The sequence below is a fragment of the Corynebacterium pseudogenitalium genome, from assembly GCF_024453815.1.
GTDB classification, from domain to species: domain Bacteria; phylum Actinomycetota; class Actinomycetes; order Mycobacteriales; family Mycobacteriaceae; genus Corynebacterium; species Corynebacterium pseudogenitalium.
The window spans coordinates 1,579,288-1,592,048 of the sequence record NZ_CP072934.1; the positions used below are offsets into that span (position 1 = coordinate 1,579,288).

General features: G+C 62.4%; 10 protein-coding genes. 7 read left to right on the forward strand and 3 right to left on the reverse strand.

The window, feature by feature from the left end:
* Positions 1 to 9 precede the first annotated feature (9 nt).
* A complete protein-coding gene (locus KBP54_RS07595) occupies positions 10 to 1,002 on the forward strand; it encodes a S41 family peptidase (RefSeq protein WP_071572448.1) in 993 nt (330 codons plus the stop codon).
* A 76-nt stretch (positions 1,003 to 1,078) separates the two neighbouring features.
* Here KBP54_RS07595 and KBP54_RS07600 read toward each other — a convergent pair whose 3' ends face one another.
* Entirely contained in the window at positions 1,079 to 1,423 is a 345-nt protein-coding gene (locus KBP54_RS07600) for a HesB/IscA family protein (protein WP_070362187.1), read from the reverse strand.
* 150 nt (positions 1,424 to 1,573) lie between these two features.
* Between KBP54_RS07600 and KBP54_RS07605 the strand changes: the two genes are divergently transcribed.
* Both KBP54_RS07605 and KBP54_RS07610 read left to right on the forward strand, forming a co-directional pair.
* Complete coding sequence (locus tag KBP54_RS07605) at positions 1,574 to 2,281, forward strand: DUF3043 domain-containing protein (RefSeq protein ID WP_083433138.1); 708 nt, start codon at positions 1,574 to 1,576, stop codon at positions 2,279 to 2,281.
* Positions 2,282 to 2,299: 18 nt separating this feature from the next.
* On the forward strand, positions 2,300 to 3,298 hold the full coding sequence (locus KBP54_RS07610; protein ID WP_256005210.1) for a nicotinate-nucleotide--dimethylbenzimidazole phosphoribosyltransferase: 999 nt from the start codon (positions 2,300 to 2,302) through the stop codon (positions 3,296 to 3,298).
* 7 nt (positions 3,299 to 3,305) lie between these two features.
* Here the strand turns inward: KBP54_RS07610 and KBP54_RS07615 are convergent, their stop codons facing one another.
* Positions 3,306 to 4,421 (reverse strand): branched-chain amino acid aminotransferase, encoded by a 1,116-nt coding sequence (locus KBP54_RS07615; protein ID WP_070362184.1) that lies wholly within the window; start codon positions 4,419 to 4,421, stop codon positions 3,306 to 3,308.
* Between the two features lie 147 nt (positions 4,422 to 4,568).
* Here KBP54_RS07615 and KBP54_RS07620 point away from each other — a divergent pair, with 147 nt between their 5' ends.
* Complete coding sequence (locus tag KBP54_RS07620) at positions 4,569 to 6,059, forward strand: leucyl aminopeptidase (RefSeq protein WP_071572445.1); 1,491 nt, start codon at positions 4,569 to 4,571, stop codon at positions 6,057 to 6,059.
* 9 nt (positions 6,060 to 6,068) lie between these two features.
* Here KBP54_RS07620 and KBP54_RS07625 read toward each other — a convergent pair whose 3' ends face one another.
* The gene (locus KBP54_RS07625) at positions 6,069 to 6,464 is read right to left on the reverse strand and encodes an oxidoreductase (RefSeq protein WP_070363466.1); all 396 of its coding nucleotides are present in this window, start codon (positions 6,462 to 6,464) and stop codon (positions 6,069 to 6,071) included.
* Between the two features lie 156 nt (positions 6,465 to 6,620).
* Here KBP54_RS07625 and sucB point away from each other — a divergent pair, with 156 nt between their 5' ends.
* The 3 genes from sucB (at position 6,621) to gcvT (ending at position 12,759) form a co-directional block, all read left to right on the forward strand.
* The gene (gene sucB / locus KBP54_RS07630) at positions 6,621 to 8,654 is read left to right on the forward strand and encodes a 2-oxoglutarate dehydrogenase, E2 component, dihydrolipoamide succinyltransferase (protein WP_256005213.1); all 2,034 of its coding nucleotides are present in this window, start codon (positions 6,621 to 6,623) and stop codon (positions 8,652 to 8,654) included.
* A gap of 166 nt (positions 8,655 to 8,820) precedes the next feature.
* Complete coding sequence (gcvP, locus tag KBP54_RS07635) at positions 8,821 to 11,679, forward strand: aminomethyl-transferring glycine dehydrogenase (protein ID WP_256005214.1); 2,859 nt, start codon at positions 8,821 to 8,823, stop codon at positions 11,677 to 11,679.
* A gap of 12 nt (positions 11,680 to 11,691) precedes the next feature.
* Positions 11,692 to 12,759 (forward strand): glycine cleavage system aminomethyltransferase GcvT, encoded by a 1,068-nt coding sequence (gene gcvT, locus KBP54_RS07640; protein WP_256005216.1) that lies wholly within the window; start codon positions 11,692 to 11,694, stop codon positions 12,757 to 12,759.
* Positions 12,760 to 12,761 lie beyond the last annotated feature (2 nt).

The window sequence follows — 12,761 nt, forward strand, 5'->3', positions numbered from 1 at the left end:
GACCTGCTCATGTGGACCAAGAAACGAGTACTGACCACCATCGTTGCGATGCTCAGCGCGTTACTGCTTGCAGTTGGCGCCGTGGCGTTCGTCTACGGTCCGACGCTCACCGCGATGCTGACGGGCACCGCTCGTTTCGCGGGGACACAGACGCCGAAGCGGTATAGCGCGACGGTGCTCGCGCTCGCCGAGCAGGGCATCTACGCCGACTCGACAGAGTTCGAGGAGGCGAAGGCCCGCGCAAAGGAGGCCGCAAAGCAGGCTGATACGCTTCACGACGTTTACCCCGCCCTCGAGGACGCAGTCAAAGCTGCTGGCGGGAAGCACTCCCGTCTGATTGAACCTGGTAACCCTAACCTCGGCTGGACTATGGAAGAGAAGTCGGAAGCCGCAGTCAGCGTCGAGGGCCGCGTTGCGGTGGCAACCGTGCCTGGCGTCGATCAGCACGATGATGTGCAGGGCTACGCAGACACGCTCGCAACAGGTCTGGCTTCCGCACGTGATGCCGGGGCATGCGGGGCGGTCGTTGACCTGCGTGGCAACGACGGAGGCGACATGGGTCCAATGGTCTCAGGCCTCTCCTCACTGTTGCCGGATGGCGCGGTGCTCGAATTCGTCTCTCGGACGAACACTACCCAGGTCACGGTTGAGGGGAACTCGGTGACCGGCGGCGGCACCCCGATCACGACTTCTGGCGGGAAGTGGGATGCGCCGGTGGCGGTCTTAGTCGATGGCGACACTGCTTCGTCGGGCGAGGCCACGATGCTGTCGTTCCGGGGGCTCGAGCACTCCCGCAGTTTCGGGTCCCCTACTGCGGGCTACGCGTCGGCAAACATGGTGTACGACTTCCCGGACGGCAGCCTGCTGATGCTGACTATCGCGAAGGACAAGGCACGCACTGGCGAGGAGTTCGCCGAAGATCCGGTGCAGCCCGACGTCGAAACCGATGTGCCGTTCGAGGAGGCCAAGCAGTGGCTCGACACCGAGTACGGCTGTAAATAGTCCGCGCAGACGAAACACCCCGCGCTCCCCTCAATCATGAGGTGGGCGCGGGGTGTTGGCGTCGAAAAGCTACTGCTTAGTTGAAGCTATCGCCGCACGCGCAGGCCGAGCCAGCGTTCGGGTTATCGATGGTGAAGCCCTGCTGCTCGATGGTGTCAGCGAAATCGATCGTTGCACCGGTGAGGTACGGCACGCTCATCTTGTCCACGACGAGGCGCACACCCCCGACAACGTCAGCCTTGTCGCCGTCGAGCTCGCGGTCGTCAAAGTACAGCTGGTAGCGCAGGCCAGCGCAGCCACCTGGCTGAACAGCAATGCGAAGCGAAAGGTCGTCGCGGCCTTCCTGGTCGAGCAGAGCCTTCGCCTTTGCAGCCGCTGCTTCAGTAAGGGTCACGCCCGTGGCAGAGGTAGGTGCAGTCATTCTTTCTCCTTGCTTAGCGAATATCTTCACGCAAGATGCGTGCTTCGGAGTGTGGCACTAGCGTACTCGCATCACACCGTCATCGTCTACAGCGTATGGGAGCGGGCGCTTATTCCCCACTTTCGGGGACGGCCTTGTAGCCTGTATAGCGTGAAACTTCCTTGGCAGAAATCTGATGAGGCTCCAGCCGCCGCTGCTGCCGCAGCGAATCGAGCGGAGACTCCCGAAACCGACGCGGAACCCGCGAAAAAGTACCCGAAGGGCTACACCCCTCCAAAGGGGCGGCCGACGCCGAAGCGCATCGATCAGGAGATCAAGCGCGGCGTAGTGCGCGACCCCAACGCGACGACTCCTGCTCAGCAGTACCAGAAGAACAAAGAGTTAAAGAAGTCGATGTCGAAGGAGGAGTGGAAAGCCTATAAGAAGCAGCAGCGCGAAGAGGCGAAGAAGCACAACCGTGAGGTCCAAGCCAAGATGGACGCCGGCGACGAGCGCTACCTCATGGACCGCGACCGTGGCGAAACCCGCCGCTTCGTCCGCGACTGGGTGGATTCTCGCCGCTTCATGAACAACTACGCGATGCCTCTGGCGATCCTGCTGTTCCTCATCCTCTTTATCGGTTCTTGGTACCCCGAGATTGCCGGAGCCATCGCCATTTTGCCGATGGTGTTTATCGTGCTGATTCTTGGTGAGGCATTCCTGATCGGCAAGCGTGCGAACAACGCTGTGCGCGCGAAGTTCCCGGGCACTGCAGATACCGGTTTCGGTCTTGGTATGTACGCGTTTTCGCGCGCGTCGCAGCCGCGGAAGTGGCGCTCGCCGAAGCCACAGGTGCGCATCGGCGAGACCGTGAACTAAACGGACAAAGGACGTTTCATGGCTGTTGCATTCGACCCGATTGAGCATCCAAGCGAAACCCTGCGCCGCGAGCTTGCCCGCGAACTACTGCGCAGCCCGGAGGGGCGCGGTCTCGGTCGCGTGGGAACGATTGCGGAATGGACTGCCTCGGTGCAAAACCGTACGCGCCCGGTTGCGTTCCGTCAGCCGCAGTGCGTGCTTGTCGCCGGTAACCACGGTGTTGCAGCACGCGGTATTTCCGCGCAGCCGCACGACGCCGCCTGGACCGCTGTAAAGCAGATTGCGGCAGGTAGCGGTGTCGCTCGCGTTGCTGCGGAAGCCGCGGGCGCGTCGATTATTCAGATTAATGACTACTTAACGCTGCCGACAGGCGCGATAGACCGGCAAGCCGCCATGACGCCCGAGGCGTTCGAGCAGGCAGTCGCGCACGGTGCTCGCGTCGTTGACCAGGGCGTAGACAGTGGAGTTGACCTGTTCATTCCTGGAGACATTGGCGTCGGCAATTCGACGGTCGCCGCCGCCGTCTATGGCGCGCTGTCGCGCACCGAGCCGGTCAAGGTCATCGGGCGCGGCTCGGGCATCGACGACAACGTCTGGAAGGTGAAAGTTGCGGCAATTCGGGACGCCATGTTCCGGGTGCGCACCTTTAGTGACGACGTCCCCCGCGTCCTTGCCGAGCTTTCGGGGCCAGATTTCGCGTTCCTTGTCGGTATGTTCGCGCAGGCCGCGGTTCGTCGAACCCCCGTACTTTTCGACGGCCTCTACGCCACCGTCGCCGCCTACGCCGCCGAGCGCCTCGCACCCGGCACGAAGCGGTGGATCATGGCGGGCCAGCTCAGTCCGGAGCCCGCCCAGATGCTGGCGCTCCAGGCCCTCGATATCATTCCGGTGCTGGCACTGGACTTGTCGCTCAACCAGGGAGTGGGCGCGCTCGCAGCGCTGCCGCAAATCAACCTGGCTTCTGAGCTCGTTACTACAGTGCTCGGGCCGGAGGCCCCAGAGGGCGCCCCGGCCTGAGATCCCTCTAGTTCTCGGCTGGGACGAGCGTGTGGTTCCAGCCGTGGACGTCTTCGACCGAGCCGTCCTGGATACCGCGCAGGCGCTCGCGCAGCTGCATGGTGATGGTGCCGGCCTCATTGTTGTTTACGGTGAACTCACCGTGGCGGCTCAGCACGCGCCCGACCGGAGTGATCACCGCTGCGGTACCGCATGCAAGCGTCTCACTGATGGTGCCGTTTTCAGCGCCCTTGTGCCACTGCTCCACCGTGATCTTGCGCTCCTCGGTGCTGTAGCCGAGGTCTTCCGCAACCTGCAGCAGCGATTTGCGGGTGATGCCCGCCAGGAGGGAACCGGACAGTGCTGGGGTGATCAACTTCGCGTCCTTCCCGCTGCCCTCGACGAACATGAGGTTCATGCCGCCCATCTCTTCGATGTACTTGCGCTCAATGGCGTCGAGCCAGACAACCTGGTCGCAGCCCTTTTCTTCTGCCTCGGCCTGCGCGAGCAGGGAACCCGCGTAGTTGCCAGCGAACTTGGCGTCACCGGTGCCGCCGGGCGCCGCGCGGACGTATTCCTCGGAGATCCACACGCTGACGGGCTTGACGCCGCCGGAGAAGTAGGCGCCAGCTGGGGATGCAATGAGGTAATAGGTGTAGGTGCTCGAGGGCTTCACCCCGAGCGTCTTCTCGGTGCCAATCATAAATGGACGCAGGTACAGCGCCGCTTCCCCACCAGCTTCGGGGACCCAGTCCTTATCAATCGTCACCAGCTGCTGCAGCGACTCGATGAACAGATCCTCCGGCAACTCAGGCATTGCCAGGCGATGCGCGGAATGGGCAAAACGCGTCGCATTCTGCTCGGGGCGGAACGTCGTGATCGAGCCGTCGTGGTGACGGTATGCCTTCAGGCCTTCGAAGATCGCCTGCCCGTAGTGGAAGACGTTGGTCGCCGGGTCCAGCGAGATCGGCCCGTACGGGCGGACCTGCGCGTTATGCCAACCGTTGGCCTCGTCCCAGTCGATGGAGACCATGTGGTCAGTAAACTCTTGCCCGAAGGCTGGGTTTGCGAGCACTGCATTGCGCTCTTCGTCAGTTGCCTTGTTCGGATTCGGGATAATTTCAAATGGTGTGCCTTGAGTCATGCAGACCACCCTACTCCCCGATTCCACTCTTTGGAACCGGAATTCCATATTTTCTTCCACGCACAAATAGCTTGCCCCGCGCCACGCGTCCCTTATTCCAGGTACCCTTGGCGATGTTCAATAATCTTAAGAAAGGCGCATGTACTCATGACTTTTTCGGTTCCTGAATCGCTGCTCCCGGTCCGGGGCGACTCCGTCTCCCTCAACTTTTCGACGTCCGCTCCGAGCGACACCGCTGCCCTCTTGCTACCCGTGACCTCGGATGACTCGAAGGTTGAAGTCCCAGTGACCTCACTGGCACCGAAGGGTGCACTCGAGGCGCTGGAGACAGTCGGCGCGAAGGGCACCGCCGGCGAGATCACCCGCGTGGTCGTTGATGGGAAGTTGGTCATCGCCTTTGGCCTGGGCAACGCCGATGAGATTGATGACGAGACTGTCCGTCGCGCTGTCGGTTCCCTGGCTCGCACACTGTATGGCACGGAGTCTGCGGTGATCTCGACTGAGTTCGGCGTCGCCCCCGTCGTGGAGGGCCTGCTGCTCGGCGCGTACAAGTACAAAGGCTTCAAGGCCCCGTGCCAGTGCGGCTGCGACGGCGAGCACGGGCTTACCGACGTCACCGTTGTAGGCAAGGACGACGAAAAGGAAGCATTCGACCAGGCAGTGATTCTCGCCGAGTCGGTCATGCTGGCGCGCGATCTTGTGAACACGCCGTCGAACCACCTCTACCCTGCCGTGTATGCGGAGCTCATCGAGAACGTCGGCAAGCAGGTTGGACTCGAGGTCGATGTGTTCGACGAAAAGCAGCTTGAGGAGCAGGGCTTCGGCGGCATCCTCGCGGTCGGCAAAGGCTCCGCCCGCGCACCTCGCTTAGTGCACCTGAAGTGGACGCCTTCCGCGTCGAAGTCCTCTGTCGCGTTGGTTGGCAAGGGCATCACCTTCGATACCGGCGGCATCTCCCTCAAGCCGGGTGCAAAGATGGAGGACATGATTTCCGACATGGGCGGCTCTGCTGCTCAGTTCGGCGCAATTGTTGCAGCTGCCCGCCTCAACCTGGATGTTGCGGTCGACGCCTGGCTGCCACTCGCGGAGAACATGCCATCCGGCACTGCCACCCGCCCAGGCGACGTGATTCGCCACTACGGCGGCATCACCAGCGAGGTACTCAACACCGATGCTGAAGGCCGCCTCGTGCTGGCAGACGCGATTGCACGCGCGGCTGAAGATAACCCTGACTTCATGATTGAGACGTCCACGCTGACCGGCGCTCAGCTCGTCGCCCTCGGCAACCGCACTGCCGGCGTCATGGGCTCTGATGAGTTCCGCGACCGCGTCGCTGCGCTGGGCCGCGAGGTTGGCGAGCAGGCCTGGGCGATGCCACTGCTGGAGGAACAGGAAGAAGAGCTGAAGTCCCCCGTCGCCGATATCCGCAACGTCCACAATGCCCGTACCGGCGGCATGCTGTTCGCTGGCCTGTACCTGTCTCGCTTCGTCGGCGAGGACACCGAGTGGGTGCACATCGACGTCGCCGGCCCGGCGTGGAACGGTGGCTCGCCACGCGGCTACACGCCGAAGCGCGCGACCGGCGCCCCGCTGCGCACGATCGTTGCAACGCTTCGCAGCATTGCTGAAGCCAACTAGTCCCCGGATTTAGGAAAAGGGATGTTCGCCGCGCTCAAACTTGGCGCGGCGTTCTTTCTGTTCCGCTCGCTTCCGCAGGATGCGTTCTTGCTCCATCTTGCGACGCATCCGGTCCGGGTACCCGGTCTCTTCGACGTCATAAAGAGATATATTCAGCAGCGTAGCGACGGCGTCGATACCTTTGGGACCTCCGATGCGCCGGCGGGTGTAGTTGCCCTCTTCATCGACAAGCACGACGGACATCTCGTTGACCATCGTTTCCGGCTCAACAAACCCCTCAACGAAGGCACGCTGCGCAACCCATTCCTGGAGGTAGGCAGCGTCTTCCGGCCGGATGGTTTCGCCGGGCGCGCGTGGGGGTTTGAAGGTGGTCTGCTTCTTCCGCTTGCCGAACAGGTTAAACACTTCTCTCATCATACGGATATTTCTCGACGCCCCAATTCTGCGTTTGGTGGCCTTCAACAAATTAGTTGCCCCCGAAAGGCACGAAAGTCTTCGGTGACAGGTACGCTATTGACCTGTATAGCTTCTACGAAAATGTATCTGCGAGGAGACTAAATTATGGCGCACTCTGTCGAGATGCCTGAGCTGGGCGAATCCGTCACGGAAGGCACTATCACCACCTGGCTGAAGGAAGTCGGCGACAAGGTAGAGGTCGACGAACCATTGCTGGAGGTTTCCACCGATAAGGTCGACACGGAGATTCCTTCCCCTGTCGCCGGTGTAATCCTCGAGATTAAGGCCGAGGAAGACGACACCGTTGATGTCGGTGACGTGATTGTGATTATCGGCGAAGAAGGCGAAGCCCCGGCATCGGACTCGGCAAAGGACGAGGAGCCTCAGGAAGAAGAGGAGCCAAAGAAAGCTCCGGAGGAAGAGAAGGCTGACAAGCCTTCCTCCGGCAACGCCACCGACGTCTCCATGCCTGAGCTTGGCGAATCCGTCACCGAAGGCACCATCACCACCTGGCTGAAGGAAGTCGGCGACACCGTCGAGGTCGACGAGCCACTGCTCGAGGTCTCCACCGACAAGGTCGATACCGAGATTCCTTCCCCTGTCGCAGGCACCCTCGTAGAGATCCTCGCTGAGGAAGACGACACCGTCGAGGTCGGCGAAGTCATCGCCCGCATCGGCGACGCTGACGCCAAGCCAGCTGAAAAGGAAGCTCCAAAGGCCGAAGAGCCAAAGGAAGAAAAGAAGGAAGCTCCGGAGGAAGAGAAGGCTGACAAGCCAGCCTCCGGCGACGCTACCGACGTCTCCATGCCTGAGCTCGGCGAATCCGTCACCGAAGGCACCATCACCACCTGGCTGAAGGAAGTCGGCGACACCGTCGAGGTCGACGAGCCACTGCTCGAGGTCTCCACCGACAAGGTCGATACCGAGATTCCTTCCCCTGTCGCAGGCACCCTCGTAGAGATCCTCGCTGAGGAAGACGACACCGTCGAGGTCGGCGAAGTCATCGCCCGCATCGGCGACGCTGACGCCAAGCCAGCTGAAAAGGAAGCTCCAAAGGCCGAAGAGACAAAGGAAGAACCCAAGGAAGAAAAGAAGGAAGCCCCGAAGGCTGAAGAGCCTAAGGAGGAGAAGCCGAAGGACGAGAAGCCTGCATCGCAGGCTTCGACCAAGGTGAACAAGTCCGACGGTTCCCTCCCGTACGTCACCCCGCTCGTGCGCAAGCTGGCAGAAAAGCACGGCGTTGATCTTTCCACGGTCGAGGGCACTGGCGTTGGTGGCCGAATCCGCAAGCAGGACGTGATCGCTGCGGCGAAGGGTGGATCCGACGACAAGACCGAGGCATCGGCTCCGAAGTCCGAGGAAAAGAAAGGCGCACGCTCCAACTGGTCCACCAAGTCCGTGGATCCGGAGAAGCAGTCGCTGATCGGCACCACCCAGAAGGTCAATCGCATCCGCGAGATCACCGCTGCGAAGATGGTCGAGTCGCTGCAGACCACGGCTCAGCTCACGCACGTTCAGGAAGTCGATGTCACCCGCATCGCAGAGCTGCGCAAGCGCGTGAAGCCGGAGTTCATCAAGAAGCACGACGCCAACATCACCTACCTCGCGTTCTTCATCAAGGCGACGGCCGAGGCCCTGGTCTCCCACCCGAACGTCAACGCGTCCTACGATGCGGAGAAGAAGGAGATCACCTACCACGAGGACGTCAATATTGGTGTCGCAGTGGATACGCCACAGGGCCTGCTCGTGCCGGTGATCAAGCGTGCACAGGACCTGAACCTGGCGCAGATCGCGCAAGCTATCAACGACCTGGCGACCCGCGCACGCAACAAGAAGCTGCGCCCGGACGACCTGTCTGGTGCAACGTTCACGGTGACCAACATCGGTTCCGAAGGTGCACTGCTGGATACGCCGGTGCTCACCCCGCCACAGGCAGGCATCCTGGGTACCGCGGCGATTGAGAAGCGCCCGGTCATCGTTACAGAGGAAGGTAGCGACTCCATCGCGATCCGCCAGATGTGCTACCTGCCATTCACCTACGATCACCAGCTGATCGACGGCGCAGATGCAGGCCGCTTCGTCACCACGATCAAGGACCGCATCGAAACCGGCGACTTTGAAGACGACCTAGACCTCTAAAACAGGTCAAGATGAGGAATCTTAGCGGTGGCCCCAATGCCAATACGGTGTTGGGGCCACCGCTGTTTTCACCTCTGCATATTTTCAGCTGACTGGCCGACCCAGGCCAGTTTTGCCCCGTAGACTATTCACGACATCAGGTTCAGAACTACCAAAGGAGTAGATCTTGGATTACATCACCCGCCATATCGGTCCGGACACGCAGGAAACGGAGGCGATGCTCGCGAAAGTCGGCTACGACTCACTCGAGGCGCTGACCACTGCCGCGATCCCCGCCGATCTGCTACTTCAAGGGCCACTCAACCTTCCCGCCCCGCTCACGGAATACCAGGCGCAGGATCGGTTGCGGGAGTTGGCGTCGAAAAATGAGGTGCTCAAGGCGTTCTACGGCCAGGGGTACTCGTCGACGTTGACGCCGCCGGTAATTCGGCGCGGTGTGGTCGAGGATGCTGGGTGGTACACAGCGTATACGCCGTATCAGCCTGAGATTTCGCAGGGTCGTCTTGAGGCACTGCTGAACTTCCAAACTATGGTGCAGGACCTGACCGGCCTGGACATTGCGAACGCTTCCCTGCTGGATGAGGCTTCGGCGGCTGCGGAGGCTGTCGGCTTGATGGCTCGCGCAGTGCGCAAGGGTCGGACGGTGCTGCTGGATGCGCGCCTGCACCCGCAGGTGTTGCGGGTCGCGTCGGAGCGTGCTCGCACGCTTGACCTCGAGGTGGAGGTCGTTGACCTGCGTGAGGGGGTCGTGGGAGAGGGCCTCGTGGGTGCCATCGTGGCCTACCCCGGCACCGAGGGCGACGTGGTTGATCCTCGCGTGGTGGTCGAGGCGGTGCACGAGCGCGGGGGCTTGGTCGCGGTGGATGCGGATATTCTTGCGCTGACGCTGCTGGAGTCCCCTGGTGAGCTTGGCGCGGATATCGCGATCGGGTCCACGCAGCGCTTCGGCGTTCCGCTGTTCTACGGTGGCCCGCACGCCGCGTACATGGCGGTCAAGGAGAAGATGAAGCGCCAGCTGCCGGGCCGCCTGGTGGGTGTGTCGAAGGACGCGGAGGGCACTCCTGCCTACCGCCTGGCCCTGCAGACCCGTGAGCAGCATATTCGTCGCGAGCGCGCGACCTCCAACATCTGTACCGCGCAGGCGTTGCTCGCGGTGACAGCGTCGATGTACGCCGTGTACCACGGCCCACGCGGTCTTGAGGCTATCGCTGCTCAGGTGCATGACTGGGCGGCGCGCTTCGCCAAGTCCCTGCGTGACGCGGGTATCGAGGTCAAGCACGACGCGTTCTTCGACACGGTGGCCGTCGTCGTGGACAGCTCCGAGGCAGTGTGCGAGCGCTTGGCGGATGCCGGTTACCTGGTGCGCCCGATTGACGCGACCACGGTGGGTGTCTCCTTCGGTGAGGACACGTCGGAGGACGACCTCGCGGCGCTGCTCGCTGGCTTCGGTGTCGACACGGTTGCTCACGAGGCGCCGTCCGCGCTGCCCGAGGCGCTGCGCCGCACAACGGAGTTCATGACGCACCCCAATTTCAACTCGGTGCATTCTGAGACGCAGATGATGCGCTACATCCGCAAGCTCGGCGACAAGGACCTCGCGCTGGATCGCACGATGATCCCGCTGGGTTCCTGCACGATGAAGCTGAACCCGACCGCGGGCCTAGAGACCATCACGTGGCCAGCATTCGCGAACGTGCACCCGTACACACCGGATCGCTTCACGGCTGGTTGGAGGGAGCTTATCGACGAGCTCCGCGCCTGGCTTGTCGAAATCACCGGATACGCCGAGGTATCTATGCAGCCAAACTCGGGTGCGACGGGCGAGCTGGCTGGCCTGTTGGCGATTCGCCGCTACCACGTTTCCCGTGGTGACCATGGCCGTGACATCTGCTTGATCCCGGCGTCGGCGCACGGTACGAACGCTGCGTCGGCGACGCTGGCGAACCTTCGGGTGGTCGTCGTAAAGACTGCGGAGGATGGCTCGATCGACCTGGCTGACTTGGATGCGAAGCTTGAGCAGCACGGCGAGCACGTCGCAGCGATTATGGTCACCTACCCGTCCACGCACGGTGTGTATGAGGACACGGTGCAGGCCGTCGCGGAGAAGGTGCATGCGGTGGGCGGTCAGGTCTACATCGATGGCGCGAACATGAACGCGCTGACTGGGCTTGCGCGCCCGGGTGACTTTGGTGGCGACGTATCGCACCTGAACCTGCATAAGACGTTTACGATTCCGCACGGCGGTGGCGGCCCGGGCGTTGGCCCGATTGGTGTGGCGGAGCACCTGATTCCGTTCCTGCCGACGGACCCGAACGTCGACCCAACGCATGCGGCCTTCCCTGCCCCAGTTGGCGAGGGCGTGCCGGTTGCCGCGGCGAAGTTCGGCTCGGCGGGCGTGCTGCAGATCGCGTGGTCTTACATCGCGATGAGTGGTGCGGAGGGGTTGGCGTCCGCAACTGCGCATGCGGTGCTGGCGGCGAACTACGTGGCTCACGAGCTGCACGATTCCTTCCCGGTGCTCTACACCGGCGAGCATGGGCTGGTGGGCCACGAGTGCATCCTTGACCTGCGCGAGCTGACGGACCGCTCGGGCGTGACCGCGGCGGATGTGGCGAAGCGCCTGGTGGACTACGGTTTCCACGCCCCTACCCTGGCGTTCCCGGTGGCGGGCACGCTGATGGTGGAGCCGACCGAGTCCGAGGATCTGGACGAGCTGGATCGCTTCATCGAGGCGATGCGTTCCATCCGCACGGAGATCCAGGAGATCATCGACGGCAAGGTATCCTACGAGGCCTCCGTCCTGCACCATGCGCCGTTTACCGCGCACAGCGTCGCTAGCACTGCGTGGGACTACGAGTTTTCCCGCGAGCAGGCCGCCTACCCGGTAGAGCGCTTGGTGCGCGAGAAGTACTTCCCGCCTGTGCGCCGCATTGATGAGGCGTACGGCGACCGCAACCTGGTGTGCTCCTGCCCGCCGCCGGAGGCGTTTGATATTTCTGAGAGTTCAGCGAGTGCGGAAAAGTAAGGAGTGATTGTGATGGCTGAGACCCCTTTGTTTGCAGCGCATGAGGAGCTTGGTGCTTCCTTTACGGACTTCGGTGGCTGGAACATGCCGCTGAAGTATGACAACGAGCTTGCGGAGCACCGTGCGGTGCGGGAGCGCGTCGGCATCTTTGATCTCTCCCACATGGGCGAGATTGATGTACGCGGCCCCCAGGCTGCGGAGTTTTTGGACTACACGTTGATTTCCACGCTGTCTACGTTGCGTGTTGGCAAGGCGAAGTACTCGATGATCGTGGCCGAAGATGGCGGCATCATCGACGATTTGATCTCCTACCGCCTCGCAGACGATCACTTCCTGGTCGTGCCGAACGCTGGCAACACGCCCGCGGTGTGGGAGGCATTCCAAAAGCGCGCAACGAACTTCGATGTAGAGCTGACGAACCGTAGCGCGGACGTCGCGCTTGTTGCGGTGCAGGGCCCTGATTCCTTATCGACGATCGCTTCGCACCTCGACGGCGACGCCGGCGCCTTGGCGTACTACTCGGCGGCACCGATGCGCTTCGGTGACTGCGACGTCTTGGTCGCCCGAACCGGCTACACCGGCGAGGACGGCTTCGAGCTCTACTGCGACCGCGAGGGCGTTCGCGCGATCTGGGACGCGCTCGCACCGAACGCGACGCCGTGCGGCCTGGCTGCGCGCGACTCCCTGCGGCTCGAGGCGTCGATGCCGCTGTACGGCCACGAGCTTTCCCGCGAGATCACCCCGGTCGAGGCCGGGATGGGCCGCGCGTTTGCGAAGAAAGAGGCGGACTTCGTGGGCAAGGACGCGCTTGTCAGCCGCGAGCCCTCGGTGGTTATTGCCGGCCTGTCGTCGGAGCAGCGTCGCGCCGCTCGCGAGGGTGCCGAGATCTACCTGGGCGATACGCGCATCGGCGTCGTCACCTCCGGGCAGCCTTCGCCCACGCTGCAGCGTCCGGTGGCGCTCGCGCACATCGACCCAGCGCACGCCGAGGTTGGCACGGATGTGGAAATTGATATCCGTGGGCGCCGCTATCCGTTTACTATTGTGGACACACCGTTCTATTCCCGAAAGGACAAGTAATC

Coding starts and splice junctions, on each gene's coding strand:
- KBP54_RS07610 (WP_256005210.1), top strand. CDS start 2,300: ATGGCTGTTGCATTCGACCCGATTGAGCATCCAAGCGAAACCCTGCGC.
- sucB (WP_256005213.1), top strand. CDS start 6,621: ATGGCGCACTCTGTCGAGATGCCTGAGCTGGGCGAATCCGTCACGGAA.
- KBP54_RS07595 (WP_071572448.1), top strand. CDS start 10: ATGTGGACCAAGAAACGAGTACTGACCACCATCGTTGCGATGCTCAGC.
- KBP54_RS07615 (WP_070362184.1), bottom strand. CDS start 4,421: ATGACTCAAGGCACACCATTTGAAATTATCCCGAATCCGAACAAGGCA.
- KBP54_RS07620 (WP_071572445.1), top strand. CDS start 4,569: ATGACTTTTTCGGTTCCTGAATCGCTGCTCCCGGTCCGGGGCGACTCC.
- KBP54_RS07600 (WP_070362187.1), bottom strand. CDS start 1,423: ATGACTGCACCTACCTCTGCCACGGGCGTGACCCTTACTGAAGCAGCG.
- gcvT (WP_256005216.1), top strand. CDS start 11,692: ATGGCTGAGACCCCTTTGTTTGCAGCGCATGAGGAGCTTGGTGCTTCC.